The 16,228-nt window shown below is 69.4% G+C and carries 16 protein-coding genes; 7 read left to right on the top strand and 9 right to left on the bottom strand.

The features are described 5' to 3' along the window. Positions 1 to 136: 136 nt before the first annotated feature. Both ABN028_RS27360 and ABN028_RS27355 read right to left on the bottom strand, forming a co-directional pair. Positions 137 to 1,180 carry a glycosyltransferase family 2 protein gene (locus ABN028_RS27360; protein ID WP_349698609.1) on the bottom strand — a complete coding sequence of 348 codons (1,044 nt, stop codon included), beginning with the start codon at positions 1,178 to 1,180 and terminating at the stop codon, positions 137 to 139. A 33-nt stretch (positions 1,181 to 1,213) separates the two neighbouring features. Continuing rightward, positions 1,214 to 2,716 carry an LCP family protein gene (locus tag ABN028_RS27355; RefSeq protein ID WP_349698608.1) on the bottom strand — a complete coding sequence of 501 codons (1,503 nt, stop codon included), beginning with the start codon at positions 2,714 to 2,716 and terminating at the stop codon, positions 1,214 to 1,216. 99 nt (positions 2,717 to 2,815) lie between these two features. Between ABN028_RS27355 and ABN028_RS27350 the strand changes: the two genes are divergently transcribed. Further along, positions 2,816 to 4,636 carry an LCP family glycopolymer transferase gene (locus ABN028_RS27350; RefSeq protein ID WP_349698607.1) on the top strand — a complete coding sequence of 607 codons (1,821 nt, stop codon included), beginning with the start codon at positions 2,816 to 2,818 and terminating at the stop codon, positions 4,634 to 4,636. Continuing rightward, entirely contained in the window at positions 4,633 to 5,505 is an 873-nt protein-coding gene (locus ABN028_RS27345) for a phosphotriesterase family protein (RefSeq protein WP_349326991.1), read from the top strand. Before ABN028_RS27350 ends, ABN028_RS27345 begins: the two co-directional genes overlap by 4 nt. A gap of 241 nt (positions 5,506 to 5,746) precedes the next feature. Here the strand turns inward: ABN028_RS27345 and ABN028_RS27340 are convergent, their stop codons facing one another. After that, entirely contained in the window at positions 5,747 to 6,934 is a 1,188-nt protein-coding gene (locus ABN028_RS27340; RefSeq protein WP_349698606.1) for an acyl-CoA dehydrogenase family protein, read from the bottom strand. Between the two features lie 296 nt (positions 6,935 to 7,230). Here ABN028_RS27340 and ABN028_RS27335 point away from each other — a divergent pair, with 296 nt between their 5' ends. The 3 genes from ABN028_RS27335 to ABN028_RS27325 all read left to right on the top strand — a co-directional run bounded on the left by ABN028_RS27335 (position 7,231) and on the right by ABN028_RS27325 (position 9,547). Beyond that, positions 7,231 to 8,553: a UDP-glucose dehydrogenase family protein gene (locus ABN028_RS27335; RefSeq protein ID WP_349326989.1), complete on the top strand. Its 1,323-nt coding sequence runs from the start codon at positions 7,231 to 7,233 to the stop codon at positions 8,551 to 8,553. Positions 8,554 to 8,652: 99 nt separating this feature from the next. Continuing rightward, positions 8,653 to 9,075, top strand: a complete 423-nt coding sequence (locus tag ABN028_RS27330) for a CoA-binding protein (RefSeq protein WP_349698605.1) — start codon at positions 8,653 to 8,655, stop codon at positions 9,073 to 9,075. A 46-nt stretch (positions 9,076 to 9,121) separates the two neighbouring features. After that, complete coding sequence (locus ABN028_RS27325) at positions 9,122 to 9,547, top strand: TIGR03667 family PPOX class F420-dependent oxidoreductase (RefSeq protein WP_349326987.1); 426 nt, start codon at positions 9,122 to 9,124, stop codon at positions 9,545 to 9,547. Here ABN028_RS27325 and purE read toward each other — a convergent pair whose 3' ends face one another. The 3 genes from purE to ABN028_RS27310 are packed head-to-tail and all read right to left on the bottom strand — an operon-like array spanning position 9,548 to position 12,000. Further along, the gene (purE, locus tag ABN028_RS27320) at positions 9,548 to 10,090 is read right to left on the bottom strand and encodes a 5-(carboxyamino)imidazole ribonucleotide mutase (protein ID WP_349698604.1); all 543 of its coding nucleotides are present in this window, start codon (positions 10,088 to 10,090) and stop codon (positions 9,548 to 9,550) included. It abuts the gene before it with no gap. Further along, complete coding sequence (locus ABN028_RS27315) at positions 10,083 to 11,207, bottom strand: 5-(carboxyamino)imidazole ribonucleotide synthase (protein ID WP_502879217.1); 1,125 nt, start codon at positions 11,205 to 11,207, stop codon at positions 10,083 to 10,085. Before ABN028_RS27315 ends, purE begins: the two co-directional genes overlap by 8 nt. Positions 11,208 to 11,250: 43 nt before the next feature. Then, on the bottom strand, positions 11,251 to 12,000 hold the full coding sequence (locus ABN028_RS27310; RefSeq protein ID WP_349698602.1) for a helix-turn-helix transcriptional regulator: 750 nt from the start codon (positions 11,998 to 12,000) through the stop codon (positions 11,251 to 11,253). A 121-nt stretch (positions 12,001 to 12,121) separates the two neighbouring features. On the opposite strand from ABN028_RS27310, the gene folE reads away from it, so the two are divergent. Further along, positions 12,122 to 12,715, top strand: coding sequence for a GTP cyclohydrolase I FolE (gene folE, locus ABN028_RS27305; RefSeq protein WP_349326983.1), 594 nt, complete (start codon positions 12,122 to 12,124; stop codon positions 12,713 to 12,715). A 37-nt stretch (positions 12,716 to 12,752) separates the two neighbouring features. Here folE and ABN028_RS27300 read toward each other — a convergent pair whose 3' ends face one another. Continuing rightward, a complete protein-coding gene (locus ABN028_RS27300; RefSeq protein WP_349698601.1) occupies positions 12,753 to 13,694 on the bottom strand; it encodes an aminoglycoside phosphotransferase family protein in 942 nt (313 codons plus the stop codon). 142 nt (positions 13,695 to 13,836) lie between these two features. Between ABN028_RS27300 and ABN028_RS27295 the strand changes: the two genes are divergently transcribed. Beyond that, positions 13,837 to 14,358 carry a GtrA family protein gene (locus ABN028_RS27295; RefSeq protein WP_349326981.1) on the top strand — a complete coding sequence of 174 codons (522 nt, stop codon included), beginning with the start codon at positions 13,837 to 13,839 and terminating at the stop codon, positions 14,356 to 14,358. Here the strand turns inward: ABN028_RS27295 and ABN028_RS27290 are convergent. Next, complete coding sequence (locus ABN028_RS27290) at positions 14,256 to 15,380, bottom strand: HAMP domain-containing sensor histidine kinase (protein WP_349326980.1); 1,125 nt, start codon at positions 15,378 to 15,380, stop codon at positions 14,256 to 14,258. The genes ABN028_RS27295 and ABN028_RS27290 overlap by 103 nt on opposite strands. Before the next feature lie 15 nt (positions 15,381 to 15,395). Then, positions 15,396 to 16,118 (bottom strand): response regulator transcription factor, encoded by a 723-nt coding sequence (locus ABN028_RS27285; protein ID WP_349698600.1) that lies wholly within the window; start codon positions 16,116 to 16,118, stop codon positions 15,396 to 15,398. Positions 16,119 to 16,228: the final 110 nt, after the last annotated feature.

The following is a 16,228-nucleotide window of genomic DNA, read 5'->3' as shown; positions in this document are numbered from 1 at the left end:
CTCGTCAGCCACAGCCTCGACACCATCACCAAAACCTGCACCCGCGCCATCTGGCTCGACAAAGGCACCATCAAAATGGACGACGACGCAGAAACCGTCACCAAGGCCTACAACAACGCCACCAGCAAATGAGGCGTCAGGGAGTGCGAGCCGCCCCCGAGCCGCGGGGGGCGAGGGAGCGAGGACTCAGGAGGAAACCCAGCCCCCAGCTCATGTGCATGGTGGTCACCACGACCGGCAGCCAGAGCTTCGCCCGCGAGTCAAGGCCGCGTCCCGCCAGGACGGATCCGGCCAGTACGCACAGCAGGTAGCCCGCCGGCATCACCAACGCCGCCACCAGCAGCGGGATCCCGGCGAGCAACCCCAATAGGCCGGCGACGATGCCGACTGCGCATCCGGCGACCGCGGTCGGCGCGGCGAGGTAGCGGATGTTGAACGTACCCGGGTGCAGTCGGCCGATCACCCGGCGCCAGCGGCCGGTGAGGTAGAACTGCCGGGCCAGCGCCCGAAGGTCAGGTCGCGGCCGGTAGGTCACCTGGAGCTCAGGGGTGAACCAGACCGTGCCACCGCCGGCCCGGATGCGGAAGTTGAGCTCCCAGTCCTGGGCGCGGACGAACGTCTCGTCGAAACCGCCGAGCTTCTCGAGCGTCTCGCGCCGGAAGACACCGAGGTAGACCGAGTCGACCGGCCCCGGCTCGCCACCGACGTGAAACCGCCCGCCGCCCAGCCCGAGCGGGCTGGTGTAGGCTCGCGCCGCCGCCCGCTCGAACGGCGTCTCGCCCTCGGCCGCCATCACGCCACCGACGTTGTCCGCACCGGTCGCCCGGAGCACCTCGACCGCACGCCTGAGATAACCCGCCGACAGGATGCCGTGCCCGTCGACCCGCACGATCACGTCGTACGCCGCCTCCTTGATGGCGACGTTGAGCCCGCTGGGCGTGATGCCGGCCGGGTTGGCGATCACCCGAACCCGGTCATCGGCGGCGTCGATCTCGCGGGCGATCTCCTCGGTCCGGTCCTCCGACGGGCCGACCGCGACCACGAGTTCCACCGCGCCCGGATAGTCCTGGGCGAGGACCTGGCCGACCGCCGCTCGCAGGTGCCGCTCCTCGTTGCGGGCCGGCATGATGACCGAGACCGGTGGCCAGTCGGCGCCGGAGTCGTCGGGTTCGCGGCTCACGGGCTACAACCTACCGATCGCCGCGGGCCGCTCCTATCCGGCCGTGCACACCTGATCGAGGTCATCGACGTGGGAGCTCGGTGTCCTGCTCGGGCCAGGCGTCGCGGCGTCGTCCCGCCGCCCGTCCGATGACGCAGGGCTCCCGGCGCCGTCGGTCGCGGCCGATGCCTTGGGTGACGATGACCGGGCCGAGCTCTGCGACTCTCCGCGGTCCTTCGACTCGTCGATCGCGGCCCGGATCGTACGCCTGATCAGCGGGTAGTCAGGTCGGGCGGTCATGATGAGCGGCGGGACGAACTGCACGGAGGTGATCTTCGCCCGCTTCGCCTTCATCGCCAGCCCGGTCATGGTGTCGAGCTCGCTCGCCGGGATGTCGGTCGACACGATCTGCTCACCTGCCCGCGCGATCTCCCGGAACTTCAACAGGACGTTTCCTGGCTCCAGTTGGTGCAGCATCGCCGCCATCACACACCGTTGCCGGGCCATCCGGTCATAGTCGCTCGAGTCGCTGCGCGACCGTGCGTACCACAGGGCGTGGTAACCATCGAGTCGCTGCGGCCCGGCCTTGATCGTGGCGCGGAGCTCGCCGCCCGGGCCGGTGATCGGCACGTCCCGCTTGACGTCGATGGTCACTCCACCCACCGCGTCGACGAGTTCCTGGAAGCCCTTGAGGTCGATGAGCGCGTAGTAGTTGACGTCGAGGCCGGTGATCCCGCGTACGGCGTCCTTCATCGCCTCGATGCCCGGGTCCGCCACCTGGTTGCCGAACAACGACTTGTGCTCGGTCGCCCACATGTAGATGGCATTGAGCAGGCACTCATTCCCACAGCTGAAACCGTTCGGGAACGCCTTGTGCATGACGGTGCCGCGCGGGAACGGCACCCGTTGCAGGTTGCGGGGGAAGCTGAACAGCGTCGTCCGGCCGCTCTTCTCGTCGACGGAGGCCAGCGTGATGCTGTCGGGACGCAGGCCCACCCGGTCGGCGTCGGCGTCCGCTCCGAGCAGCAGGACGTTGTAGCGGCCGGCGTACGGATCCACCACCTTGGTCCCCGCGAACACGCCCTTGAGGGACTGGCGCGCCACCGCGACGTAGTGCGACGAGGTGAGTACGAGGCTCACCGCGAGGACGGACAGGCCGAGCGTCATGACCGTCGACGTCAGGCGCTGCTTCTGCGGCAGGCCCAGTGGCCCGCCGAGCCGCCAGGCGTCCAGGAACAGCCCGAGCCAGCCGAGCGCCAGCCCGACCAGCAGGAGCTGGAGGACGCGCAGAAGTCCGGGATCGGCAAGGATCGAGACGAGAGCGCGTGGCGACACGAGGCCGATGAACGCCAGCAGCGCGCCCACCGCGACGGCACCGGCCGCGACGCGCAGGGCGATCCGTCCCACCTGTCTGTTGCCGGCGACGAGTTGCGCCGAGCCGGGGACCATCAGGGTCATCAGCAGCAGCGTCACCGCACGCCGGAAGTGCCGGCCCTCCCCACGTTCGACCATGATCCGGCGTCGCTCCCCCATGTGTTGCTGTCGGCCACTGGTCATACCAACACACGGGATACGACGGCCAGAATCGCCACGCCGCTCCATGTCGACCTGTCACCGATCGTGCTACTTCGACGTTCAGCCGGTACCGTGCCCCTCATGCCGAACCGCGGCTATCACCCAGAACCCGACGAATCCGGCGAACCGGGACAGAGCCCACGGTACGACTGGCTCTACGACGAGTCCGGACGTCCGAGCGCGACAGGACGTCGTACCCGCCCACCGCGTTCCAGCGCGTCCCCGTACGACCAGACGCAGCCCGCCCCACCCCCGGCCGGGGAAGGCCAGGGTGGTTACCCGCAGGGCCAGTCCGGTGCGTACGACCGGGGTGGGTACGGCCAGGGTGCGTACGACCAGCCCGGCTACGGTCAGCAGGGCTACGGTCAGTCCGGCTCTGGTCAGCATGGCTACGGCCAGTCCGGCTCTGGTCAGCAGGGCTACAGTCAGGACGCCTACGGCCAGCATGGCTACGGCCAACAGGGCTATGGCCAGGACCCCTACGGGCAGGACAGCTACGGCCAGGGGGGTTACGACCAGCGCGCCGGCTACGGCCAACAGGGTTACGACCAGCAGGGTTACGACCAGCAGGGTTACGACCAGCAGGGTTACGACCAGCAGGGTTACGACCAGCAGGGCTACGACCAGCAGGGCTACGGCGAGGGTGGCTACGGTCAGGGGGGTTACGACCAGCGCGCCGGCTATGACCAGCAGGGCTACGGCCAGGGTGGCTACGACCAACGCGGCTACGGCCACGACGGCTACGGCCAGGCGAGCCAGCAGGGCGGCTACAGCCAGGGTGGTTACGGCGCCCGCCGAAGGTCTCCCTACGACGAGCTGTCAGAGGACTACAACGAGCCGCCTCCGGGACGTTCGCCGCTGCGGCCGCCGGGCGGACCTGGGTCGGATGGACCACGACTCACCCGGATCCCGCGACGCAGGCGGCGGATCGGTCCGTTCCGCGTCATCCTGTTGATCATCCTGGCGTACGTCCTGATCCTCGTCGGTGTACCTGTCCTCGCCTGGGGACGGGTCGACAAGGTGGCGTTCGAACCGACCGACGAGCGGGCAGAGGACGGCTCCGGCACCAACTACCTCATCGTCGGCTCCGACAGCAGGGAAGGTCTCACGCCGGAGGAGAAGAACCGACTGGGCACCGGGAGTGCCGGCGGCCGGCGCACGGACACCATCATGGTGCTGCACGTGCCCAACACCACTGCGCCCCCGACGCTGGTCTCGCTCCCCCGCGACTCCTACGTCCCCATCCCGGGCCATGGCCGGAACAAGATCAATGCCGCGTTCAGCTTCGGCGGGCCGAAGCTCCTCGCCCAGACCGTGGAGGATGTCACCGGACTGCGGGTCGACGGATACGTCGAGATCGGGTTCGGCGGCTTCGTCAGTGTGGTCGACGGGCTGGGCGGCGTGGAGATGTGCCTGCCCAAGGCGGTCAAGGACGAGAAGGCGCACATCGACCTGCCGAAGGGATGCCAGGAGCTCGACGGACCGAACGCGCTCGGCTACGTCCGTGCCCGCTACTTCGACCCGCTCGGCGACCTCGGTCGGGTCGAACGACAGCGGCAGTTCATGTCCGCGGTGATGAAGGAGACCCTCACCGCCTCGACCATCTTCAACCCGGTCCGCTACACGCGCGTCGGCATGGCCTACGGCGACGCCCTCACCGTCGGCGACTCGACAGGGGTCTTCGACCTGGCGCGGTTCGCGCTCGCGATGCGGGCGGTGTCGTCCGGCAAGGGGACCACACTCACGGTGCCTATCGCCGACCCGGGACTCAGCACACGGGTCGGCAGCGCGGTGAAGTGGGACACGGAGAAGGCTCTCGCGTTGTTCAACGCACTGAAGGAAGACGCGATCATCCCACCAAGTCTGATCCCCAAGGTGCCGAAGTCGGAGGAGGGGAATTGAGTGAGCCGATCGTCGTCCCTGACGCGGTGCTCGCCCACGAACACGTCCTCGTCGACTTCGGCGGAGTGGTGAGTCCCGGCAGCTACGACGCCGACGAGGTGTTCGGGCTCGCGCTGCCCAAGCTCGCCGAGGCGTACTCCCTCGGCTGCCGGCGACTGCTGGAGTGCACGCCGAACCATCTCGGTCGCGACCCCGCGCTGCTCGCCCGGCTCGCCGACGCGAGCGGGATCGACATCTGGACGAACACCGGTGTCTACGGCGCGGCCGACCGGGTGGGAGTTCCGTCCTACGCACGAGAACTCACCGCGGAGCAGCTGGCGGCGCGGTTCGTGGCCGAGCATCGGGACGGGATCGCCGGAATGCGGCCGCGGTTCATCAAGACGGCGGTCCGCGACGGAGCGCTCGAGGACCTCGACCGGACCCTGGTCCGCGCGGCGGCACTGGCCTCGCGCGAGACCGGACTCACCGTGGCGTCACACACGACGGCCGGTGTCGCGGCGGTGCAGCAGCTGGAGCTGTTCGCCGAGGTCGGCGTACCGGCCGAACGCTTTGTCTGGGTGCACGCGCAGGCCGAGCAGAACCCGGAGTTCCACGAGCGCGTCGCGCGGGCAGGCGCGTGGGTGGAGTTCGACGGCCTACGGCCTGGTGCCGTCGAGTGGCAGCGCCGCTGCGTCGAACGGATGGCGGCGGCCGGTCTGTTGGGCCGCACGCTCGTCGCCAACGACAGCGGGTGGTACCACGTCGGCGAGGAGGGTGGCGGGGAGTTCCTCGGCTACACGTTCCTGCACACCGACCTGCTGCCGCTCCTCGACCGCTCCTGGCACCGCCAGCTGCTGGTCGACAACCCGACCGCCGCGTTCGGCGCGTGAGTCGGCCGCGCCATCGGCGTGGCGACCGGCCTCTCTAACGGTCGGCAAAGAGGTCACGCAACGGTAACGCGAATACGTGTCCATGAGCGGTCGCCGAAGTAACCGTTGATCGCCGTCGAGCGTTACCCACCCTGTCGGGCCCGTTGATCCTTGCCGGTGGTCCCCCCGTGCCACCGCGGAAGGCAACGGGCCCGGCCTATGTCTTCAAGGCGTCGATCGCGTCAGCGCCCGACATGCGCAGTCACTTCAGCAGGTGGCGGGCGAGGACGACGCGCTGGATCTGGTTCGTACCCTCGTAGATCTGGGTGATCTTGGCGTCGCGCATCATGCGTTCGACGGGATAGTCCTGGACGTAGCCGTATCCGCCGAGCAGCTGTACGGCGTCTGTCGTGACCTCCATCGCGACGTCGGAGGCGAAGCACTTGGCGGCGGCGCCGAAGTACGCCAGGTCCGTGTCGGAGCGCTCACTGCGGGCGGCGGCGGCGTAGGTGAGCTGCCGGGCGGCCTCGAGCTTCATGGCCATGTCGGCGAGCATGAACTGCACGCCCTGGAAGTCGGCGACGGGGCGGCCGAACTGCCGGCGTTCCTTCACGTAGCCGATCGCGTAGTCGAGGGATCCCTGCGCGATGCCGATGGCCTGCGCGGCGATCGTCACCCGCGTGTGGTCGAGGGTACGCAGCGCGAGCCTGAAGCCCTCCCCCTCGGTGCCGATGAGACGGTCCGCGGGGAGACGAACGTCGTCGAAGTAGACCTCACAGGTCGGTGAGCCCTTGATGCCGAGCTTCTTCTCCGGGGCGCCGAAGCTCACCCCGGGGTCGGACTTCTCGACGACGAACGCGGAGATCGGTGCGCGCGTCGCCTCCGCGGACGTCGTACCACCGCTCGAATCCCCCGCCGGCGGATCGGTGACGGCGAACACCGTGTAGTAGTCCGACACTCCGGCGCCGGTGATCCAACGTTTGACGCCGTTCAACACCCAGCCGTCCCCGTCCCGACGGGCGCGGGTCTTCATCGCGCCGGCGTCGCTTCCGGCGTCGGGCTCGGACAGGCAGTACGAGAACATGGCGTCGCCCCGGGCCACCGGCGGGAGGTAGCGCCGCTTGAGCGGCTCGGAGCCGGCCAGCAGCAACGGCATCGTGCCGAGCTTGTTGACCGCCGGGATGAGCGAGCTGGAAGCGCAGGCCGCCGCCACTTCCTCGATGACGATGGCGGTGGCGAGAGCGTCGGCGCCGGCTCCGTCGTAGGCCTCGGGGATGTGCGGGGCGTGGAAGTCAGCGGCCCGTAGCGCGTCGTAGGCAGCCGCCGGAAAGGCCGCCTCCCGGTCGACCTCGGCCGCGTGCGGAGCAACCTTGTCTCGGCACAACGCCCGGCAGGCTTCGCGGATCGCCTCGTGCTCCGGGGTGACGGCGAACAGTGGGGTGTCGTTCACGGGACTACCTCCTGATGGGACGTCCGCGTTCTGCCGAATACTACTTCGAGGTAACTTGCGTGGTCGGCGTTGTGCCGGCCGTCGGCCATCCCATGGTCGCGCGCACGTTACCGAGTTGTCACCACAGCGCCACCAACCGATCACGCCGAGCAGCGGGACGCTTGACGCGCTCGTGCGGTAGCCTGCCGGTCGGCGGGGCCAACGCCCCACATGTGCCCCTTGCACCGCCATTCGAGAGCGCGGCCGCTGCCCTGACGATCGCATCGCGTCCGCGGACCTGCTGGAGGCTTGAGCCCGTGACCTACCGCATCACCGTCCTCGGTACCGGTTACCTCGGCGCGACCCACGCGGCGTGTCTGGCCGAGCTGGGCTTCGAGGTGCTGGGTGTCGATGTCGACCCGGCCAAAGTCGCTGCCCTGTCAGAAGGACAGGTGCCGTTCTTCGAGCCCGAGCTCGAGCCGCTGCTGCGCAAGCACGTGGAGTCTGGCCGGCTGCGCTTCACCACCTCCTTCGACGAAGCGGCGGAGTTCGGCGACGTCCACTTCGTCTGCGTCGGCACTCCGCAGCGAGACGGCGAGTACGCCGCCGACATGTCCTATGTCGATCGGGTCATCCTCAGCGACCTGGTGCCGCGGCTCACTCGGTCGGCGCTCATCGTGATCAAGTCCACGGTGCCGGTGGGGACGACCGGACGCCTCGCCGAGGGGGTCGCGGGCCTGGTGGGCGACCAAGGGGATGTGGAGCTGGCCTTCAGCCCGGAGTTCACCCGCGAGGGACTTGCCGTCGAGGACACGCTTCGGCCCAACCGTCTGGTCTTCGGCGTACGTACCGAGCGGACGGAGAAGATGCTGCGTGACGTCTTCGCGGCACAGATCGAGGCGGGGACCCCGGTGGTGGTGTCCGACTACGCCACGGCCGAGCTGGTCAAGGCGGCGGCGAACGCGTTCCTCGCGACCAAGATCTCCTACATCAACACGATGGCCGAGCTGTGCGACGTCTCCGGCGGCGACGTCACGGTGCTCGCCGACGCGCTCGGCTACGACGACCGGATCGGGCGGAAGTTCCTCGACGCCGGCCTCGGTTACGGCGGAGGCTGCCTGCCCAAGGACCTGCGGGCGTTCATGGCCCGCGCGGGTGAGCTGGGTGCCGAGGAGGCGTTGACGTTCCTGCGGGAGGTCGACGCGATCAACCTACGGCGGCGGCAGAAGGTCGTCGACGTCGCCGCGGAGATCCTCGACAACCAGTGGATCGGCAAGAAGGTCGCCGTGCTCGGCGCTGCTTTCAAGGCCAACACCGACGACATCCGTGACTCCCCCGCGCTGAACGTCGCCGGCCGGATCCACCTGCACGGCGCGCTGGTCAGCGTCTACGACCCGAAGGCGATGGACAACGCGCGCCGGTCGTTCCCGACGTTGCGCTACGCGAGTTCGGTGATGGAGGCGTGCCGCGGCGCGCACCTGGTCCTGCACCTCACCGCGTGGCAGGAGTTCCGCGAGCTCGACCCGGCGGTGTTGTCGCAGGTCGTCGCCGACAAGAAGGTCCTCGACGGGCAGAACTGCCTCGACCGGGAGACCTGGCGAGGGGCCGGCTGGACCTACCGCGGCCTCGGCCGCCCCTAGGGTCTCGCCGCCGCCCACAGGGGCCCGCCGCCGAGGCGAGGGTAGAACAAGGTCGCGGATTGTTGGCACAAGACCGGAGCTGGACGCAGGATCGAGAACATGAGCCGATCCTGGGGCGACCCTGACGTTATCCGCCGGATCCTTACCGGATGCCAGACCTGGGCGGTGGTGGGGCTTTCGACCAACACCGACCGGGCCGCGTACTCCGTGGCGAGGTTCCTTCAGGAACGCGGGAAGCGGATCGTACCCATCCATCCGTCGGCGCCGACCGTCCACGGCGAGCAGGGGTACGCAAGCCTTGCCGACGTACCGTTCGGGATCGACTGTGTCGACGTCTTCGTACGTTCCGAACTCGCCGGCCCGATCGCGAAGGAGGCCGTCGAGGCGGGTGCGAAAGCGGTGTGGTTCCAGCTCGGCGTGGTCGATCCCGACGCGTTCGCCGAGACGACCGACGCCGGCCTCGCGATGGTGATGGATCGGTGCCCGGCAATCGAATGGCCGCGCTACTTCGGACGCGAGTGACCCGAACGGCGCGGGCGACCAGCCACACATCCAGGGGGGAACCACCATGCTGACTCTTGACACGTCGACCGAGTTCGGCTCCCACGTCGAGAAGCGCCTCGATCACGACACGCTGGCCTGGCTCGTCACGGTGAGCCCGGACGGTATGCCTCATCCGACACCGGTCTGGTTCCTCTGGAACGGCCGGGAGCTCGTCCTGTCCAGCCAGCCGGACAAGCCGAAGCTGAGCAACATCGCCGCCAACCCGCGCGTCGCGCTCCACCTGGACAGCGACGGTCAGGGCGGCAACATCGTGATCGTGAACGGTACAGCGCGCATCGACCCGGCCGGTCCCAGCGACGCCGAGCGGGAGGCGTTCGTGCCGAAGTACGCCGACCACCTCGAACGCCTCGGCGTGACGTACGACGAGTTCGCCGACACCTACTCCGTCACCATCCGCATCACACCGGAGAAGCTTCGCGGCTGGACCTGATCAGCTGCCGAATCCGACGCGCCTCACCCGCTTGGCGGCGAGCGCGTCGCCCTTGGCCCGGGCCTGGGATTCGAGGTCGGCCTGGAAACCGGCCATCCGGTCGCGCAAGGCGACATCGCCTGCTCCCAGGATCCGAACCGCGAGCAGGCCGGCGTTGCGGGCGTTGCCGACCGCCACGGTCGCGACCGGGACCCCGGCCGGCATCTGCACGATCGACAGCAGCGAGTCGAGGCCGTCGAGATGCTGGAGTGCCACGGGTACGCCGATCACCGGAAGCGGCGTCACGCTCGCCAGCATGCCGGGAAGAGCGGCGGCGCCACCGGCGCCGGCAATGAGGACCTGGAGCCCCCGCGACGCCGCGGTCTCGCCGTAGTCGAGCATCGCCTTCGCCATCCGGTGTGCCGAGAGGACGCGTACTTCGTACGCCACGTCGAACTCGTCCAGGACCTTCGCCGCAGCCTGCATCGTCGGCCAGTCGGAGTCCGAGCCCATCGCGATGCCGACGACGGCAGCCTCCGCTGGTCCGGTCGTACCGTCACTCATCGATCTCTCCCGTGAGGTAGGCCGCGGCGTGCCGGGCACGTGCGCGGACGTCGTCGAGGTCGGCGCCGTAGGCGGTGACGTGCCCGACCTTGCGCCCAGGCCGGACCTCCTTGCCGTACAGGTGGATGCGCAGGTCGGGATCGCGTGCCTGGCAGTGCAGGAAACCCTTGTGCATGTCGGCGTACGGACCGCCCAGGATGTTGACCATCACGGTCCACGGTGCCCGCGGCCGCGGCGAACCAAGCGGCAGGTCGAGGATGGCGCGCAGGTGGTTCTCGAACTGGCTGGTGACCGCGCCGTCGATACTCCAGTGCCCGGTGTTGTGGGGGCGCATCGCCAGTTCGTTGACGAGGATGCGGCCGTCGCGGGTCTCGAACAGCTCCACCGCGAGGATCCCCACAACACCCAGCTCACCGGCGATCCGGAGCGCGATGCGCTGCGCCTCGACTGCACGGTCCTCCGGCAGTCCGGGCGCGGGGGCGATCACCTCGTAGCAAACCCCGCCGCGTTGGACAGATTCGACGATGGGGTACGCGATGGCCTGTCCGGACGGCGACCTGGCCACCACGGCGGACAGCTCCCTGGCGAAGTCGACCCGCTCTTCGGCGATCATGGGCTGACCGGCGGCGAAGATCTCTCCGATGTCGCCGGCGTAGGCGTTGTCGATCACCCACACACCCTTGCCGTCGTACCCTCCACGCGCGGTCTTGAGGACCACCGGCCAGCCGCCGAGGGCCTTGGCCACCACGTCGAGGTCGTCCTCGTTCCTGACCGCGCGGTAGCGCGGGCACGGTAGGCCGAGCGCGGTGAGACGGTCGCGCATCGCGCCCTTGTCTTGGGCGTGGACGAGGGCGTCCGGCCCGGGCCGGCACACGACGCCGTCCGCTTCGAGCCGATGCAGGTGCTCGGTCGGCACGTGCTCGTGGTCGAACGTCACCACGTCACACCCCGCGACGAACGTCCGAAGGGTCCGGAGGTCGCGATAGTCACCTACCTGCACATCGCGGACGACCTGGGCCGCGGAGACATCCGGGCATTCGGCGAGCAAGCGGAAGTTGACACCCAGGGCGATTCCCGCCTGGTGGGTCATGCGGGCGAGCTGCCCGCCCCCGATCATGCCGACCGTGGGTACGCCGACGAGCTTGGACACGCACCGGAGGCTAACCCATGCGATGCCCACGGGTTGCCGCCGGCTCAGCGCGACACTCCCCGCGGACCTCGACGCAGCAGTGCCCAGGACGGGGTGCGAGATCGACGACGAGGCCGCTGGTCCCCAACCCGGAGAGCAGACCACGGACGAACGCGACATTGAGGCTGCAGACCAGCTCCGGTTGGCACTGCGCGAGTGCGTGGAACGGGCAGTTGCGGACGGAAAGGCGGCCGGGCGAGTCGGAATCCTCCGCCGGAGTGAGGGCCGGCTCGAAGCCCAGCTCGGCGAGCAACGCGACGACCTGCTCCAGCGGTCCGTCGGCTGGGCCGCGTTCGAGGGTCTGCCCGCGAACGAGGCTCCCGAGTTGTTCCCCGCGTTCGTACGCACCCTGCAGCGCAGCCGTCCGAGCGTCCGTGGGAGCCTCCGCGACGGCGGTGGCGAGGATCTCGCCGACCAGCGCGTACCTGCGTTCGGGGATCGTGAGCGCGACACCCTGGCTGGTGGCTTCGTACACCTTGGGTGCCCGTCCCCGGCCGCGCGGCTGCCCGGCGGGCGCTTCGTACCGTGCCCGCAGCAGCCCGGCGTCCACCAGCTTGTCGAGGTGGAAGGCGACCAGGTTGTGCGACATCGACGTGGCGCCGGCCGCCTCGTCGCGGGTCACCGGATGGTCCTGGCCGCGGACGTAGTCATAGAGAGCGCGCCGGCCGTGGTCGACCAACGTCGCCACGGCGAGCCACGTACGGTCATCGGGGCCGGCCATGTCAGCAGATTATCACCAACAGTCATTGTTGAAATTCTTCCCTCGCCAGGGCACGATGGACCCCGGCCACCACCACCAACCACGACCACCACCACCCACCGAGAGTTGCGTAGGGATCGCCGTGACAGCGCCATTGCGAGTCGTCCGCGAAAACACCGGACGTGACATCGACGCCGCCGAGCGGGCGGCCCGGGCGTTCCTCGAAGCGCTCGGCATGCCGCTGGACTCCGAAGGAGTCCGTGACACGCCGCGCCGGATGGCCCGCGCCTATGCCGAGCTCCTCACCCCGCGCGAGTTCGACCTCACGACGTTCCCGAACGACGAGGGGTACGACGAGTTGGTGCTGGCCCGCGACATCCCGATCAAGTCGGTCTGCGAACACCACCTGCTGCCGTTCGTCGGGGTCGCGCACGTCGGCTACCTTCCCGGCGACCGCATCCTCGGGCTGTCGAAACTTGCCCGCGTGGTCGAGCTCTTCGCCCATGGCGCGCAGGTGCAGGAACGCCTGACCAAGCAGGTCGCCGACTGGCTGGCGACCGAACTCTCGCCCAAGGGCGTCGGCGTCGTCATCGAGGCCGAACACCTGTGCATGACGTTACGCGGCGTTCAGGCGGTCGGCTCGAAGACCATCACCTCGACCCTGCTGGGCGTCCTGCGTGACGACAACCGCTCCCGCAGCGAGTTCCTCGCGCTGGCTGGTACGCACCAGAGCTAGAACGCACCGGGCACGGGCGCCGGCGGCATCAAGCCAATCAAGCCAACAGTTCGGCCGTGTCGAGGATGGGGCGGGAGAGTTCCTCGGCACCGAAGTTGAGCGTGTAAAGGCCCGTCGACACGCGTTCGAGGAAGCCCCACTCCCAGATCGCGGTCTCGTCGACCCCGGTGGCGGCGGAGAGATGCCGGCAGTAGCGGCGAGCGAGGCGGGGCGCGTCATCCGCCGCGAGCAGTTGCGGGCACCAGTCCCGAAGGACGACACCGAGGTCGTACGCCGGGTCGGCGAGGAACCCGTCCGGGTCCACGAAGACGAACCCCGACTCCGCCCCGGCCCGATCCGCCAGCACCCGTAGGGCGTTGGCGGGATGAGGATCACCGTGGACGACCACACACCGGTCGAGATCGAACGCGGCGGCGCGTCGCTCGGCGTACTCCAGTGCGCGCGCCACGACGCGTTCCGGACAAGGGCGGTCGAGGCGTTCCCACAACCGCTCGACGAGGCCGGCGAGCCCGCGCGCCTTCTCCTCGGCCGGCGTGACCGTGAGGCCGGGCGGCTTTCGCACCTTCCACGCCTGGCGCAGCGTCGCGCACAGCGTCTCGATCTGGCGTTCCGGTGGCAGGTCGGACTGGTCCATGGACGGACCGAGGGCCTCCAGCAGCATCGCGTGACGGTCGACATCGTGGGCGAGGAGTTCAACGTAGCCCCTGCCCGCCGCGTCCTCGATCGTCCGAACCTGGCTGGTGACGTCGTGCTCGGGGACGGCGAGCTTGAGCACGGCGGCGCGGTCGTCTGCGGTGCGCACCCGCGCGACGTACGACGCGGTCCCGCCGGCAAGCGCCGGACCCACGGTGATTCCCCACCGTCGTTCGAGGTGGGCGATGAGCTCCGGCAACTCCGTCAGCCACCGTTCACCCGGCTCGCCGAGGTGGGCCGCCTTGCGCCGGACCACATCCTGGACCTCGATCGCGCGCTCCGCCACGAGCTGGATACTCACATGGCGGCCGGGGCCGGGGTGAGGCGGGTCGGGAACGTCCGGCCGGTAGGCTCGGCGGTCTTGCCCGCCCACCTGGCTCGGGGCCTGACAAGCCTGGCCAGCCCACCCCACCTCTCGAGGTCGCCTCGTGTCGCTCCTGCACCGGCTCGCTCGCCGGATGCGCCACCTCGCCCATGAGGTGGCGAAGTTCGGCATCGTCGGTGCGGTCGCGTTCGTCGTGGACATGGGCGGGTTCAGCCTGCTGCGCTACGGGATCGACGGCGACGGCATCCTCCACGAGAAGCCGCTGACGGCGCGCACCATCTCCGTCGTCCTCGCGACGGTCGTCGCCTATCTCGGAAACCGGCACTGGACCTGGCGACACACCGAACGCCGGAAGGTCATCGGCGAGTACACCCTCTTCTTCGTGCTGAACCTCGCCGCGCTGGCGATCAACCTGGCGATTCTCGCGTTCGTCAATTACGTACTCGCTCTCCACGACCCGGTGTCGAACACGGTCGCCAACCTGGTCGGCATCGGACTCGGCACGCTCGCGAGGTTCTGGTCCTACCGCCGCTTCGTCTTCCGGGCAGCCCTTGCCGGAGCCACGCCCGCTCCACCGCCGGCCTCCGATCCCGATCCGGACGACCGGGTGTCCACCGCGGCCTGAGCTGGAGCTTCCGTACTCTTCTCGCCCGGCACGAAGACGGCGAACACGGCAGGGCGGCGCGAGATCAGCTCGAGGCGACCGCCGCCTGCCTCGGCGAGGTCGCGGGCCAGGGCGAGTCCGAGCCCGGTGCCGCTGCGCCCGCTCACGGCGCGTTCGAAGATCCGCTGGCCGAGCTCAGCGGGTACACCTGGACCTTCGTCGGCCACCTCGACCACGACCGAGCCGCCGGGCTGACTGCCGACCGATCCGCCGGATGGGCTGCCGGTCGTACGCCGGCGTACGACGACCGTGCCTCCCCCGTGATGCAGGGCGTTCTCCAGCAGGGTGGCGAGGACGTGGCCGAGCATGCCGGGCGTCGCCGCGACCGAGAGGCCGTCGTCGCCGGTGACCTCGACCCGGCGGTTCGCGCTGTCGAAGGCGGGCCGCCACTCGGCGACCTGTTGGCGTACGACCTGGTCGACGTCCACCAGCGTGTGCCGGGCGACGTGGGAGTCGCGGCTCTGGGAGAGCAACCGGTCGACGACATGCGAGAGTCGTTCGACCTGGCCGAGGGCGATCGCCGCCTCCTCGCGCACAACGGCGGAGTTCTTCGTGGCGAGGATCTCCTCCAGGCGCATCGACAGGGCCGTGAGCGGCGAACGCAACTGGTGCGAGGCATCCTGGGACAGTTGACGCTCGGCCGCCAGCATCTCCGCGATCCGGCGGGCGCTCGTGTCGAGGGCGTCGGCGACCCGGTCCAACTCGGGTAGGCCGTAACGGTGGCGGTGACCGCGCGGGTCACCTGAACCCAGCCGTTCGGCCGCTTCGGCGAGTTCGACGAGCGACCGCGACAGCCGGCGCGCCTGCCAGACACCGATCGCGACGGCGACCAGCACCGCGACCATGCCGAAGCCGAGCAGTGCGAGGCGTTCGGTCCACCCACTGCCGAGGTAGTGCCAGCTGAAGACGAGGATCGGCAGGGCGAAGAGGGTCGCGGTGACGAGGGCGATCACGACCGTGGTGACGACGAGGCGGGTACGCATGAGGTCCGGCCCGCCTCACTCGCGCTCGAACCGGAAGCCGACGCCACGAACCGTCGTGATGAAGCGTGGCTGGGAAGCGTCGTCGCCCAGCTTGCGGCGCAGCCAGGAGATGTGCATGTCGAGCGTCTTCGTCGAGGACCACCAGGTGGTCTCCCACACCTCGCGCATGAGCTGGTCACGCGTGACGACGCGCCCGACCTCACGGAAGAGTACTCGCAGCAGGTCGAACTCCTTCGCGGTGAGGTGGAGTTCCGCACCGTCGAGGAACGCCTGCCTCGACTCGATGTCGATGCGTACGCCCTCGTTTGGAGAACCCGCCGGCTGGTCCGTCCGGGCATCCGGCGTACCCCGTCGCAGCAGCGCACGCACCCTCGCCAACAGCTCCGCCAGGCGGAACGGCTTCGCCACGTAGTCGTCAGCGCCGGCGTCGAGCCCGACTACCGTGTCCACCTCGTCGGCGCGGGCGGTGAGGACGAGGACGGGTACGTTGTCGCCGTCCTGACGGATCCGCCGGCAGATCTCCAAGCCGTCGACGTCGGGCAGTCCGAGATCGAGGACCAGGAGGTCGAAGCCGCCCCGGTCGAGACTGCTGAGCGCGTCCGCCCCGGCCGCGGTCACCTCGACGGTGTAGCCCTCGCGGCGCAGCGCCCGGGCAAGCGGATCGGAGATGGCCGGGTCGTCTTCGGCGAGCAGGATCGCGTGATGCTCACGCTCCGCGGTTCGCTCGCTCGACGTCATGGCCACTGATGGTAAGCCGCGATGCCGACAACGTCCCGCCCACCTGGTCGGGCGGTCTGGCCGCCGGCAACTGGCCGGCGGCTGCCGGGCCCGATCGTTTGTTCGACCGG

It is taken from the genome of Actinopolymorpha sp. B17G11, from assembly GCF_040196095.1.
Classification (GTDB): Bacteria; Actinomycetota; Actinomycetes; order Propionibacteriales; family Actinopolymorphaceae; genus Thermasporomyces.
The sequence above is the reverse complement of the archived record's forward strand: the minus strand, read 5'-3'. Positions and strand labels throughout refer to the sequence as shown.

What these genes read in the sequence shown, in the direction of transcription:
- ABN028_RS27355 (WP_349698608.1), bottom strand. Translation starts at nt 2,716, where the DNA reads ATGACCAGTGGCCGACAGCAACACATGGGGGAGCGACGCCGGATCATG.
- ABN028_RS27350 (WP_349698607.1), top strand. Translation starts at nt 2,816, where the DNA reads ATGCCGAACCGCGGCTATCACCCAGAACCCGACGAATCCGGCGAACCG.
- ABN028_RS27330 (WP_349698605.1), top strand. Translation starts at nt 8,653, where the DNA reads ATGAGCCGATCCTGGGGCGACCCTGACGTTATCCGCCGGATCCTTACC.
- ABN028_RS27325 (WP_349326987.1), top strand. Translation starts at nt 9,122, where the DNA reads ATGCTGACTCTTGACACGTCGACCGAGTTCGGCTCCCACGTCGAGAAG.
- purE (WP_349698604.1), bottom strand. Translation starts at nt 10,090, where the DNA reads ATGAGTGACGGTACGACCGGACCAGCGGAGGCTGCCGTCGTCGGCATC.
- ABN028_RS27315 (WP_502879217.1), bottom strand. Translation starts at nt 11,207, where the DNA reads ATGATCGGGGGCGGGCAGCTCGCCCGCATGACCCACCAGGCGGGAATC.
- ABN028_RS27310 (WP_349698602.1), bottom strand. Translation starts at nt 12,000, where the DNA reads ATGGCCGGCCCCGATGACCGTACGTGGCTCGCCGTGGCGACGTTGGTC.
- ABN028_RS27290 (WP_349326980.1), bottom strand. Translation starts at nt 15,380, where the DNA reads ATGCGTACCCGCCTCGTCGTCACCACGGTCGTGATCGCCCTCGTCACC.
- ABN028_RS27285 (WP_349698600.1), bottom strand. Translation starts at nt 16,118, where the DNA reads ATGACGTCGAGCGAGCGAACCGCGGAGCGTGAGCATCACGCGATCCTG.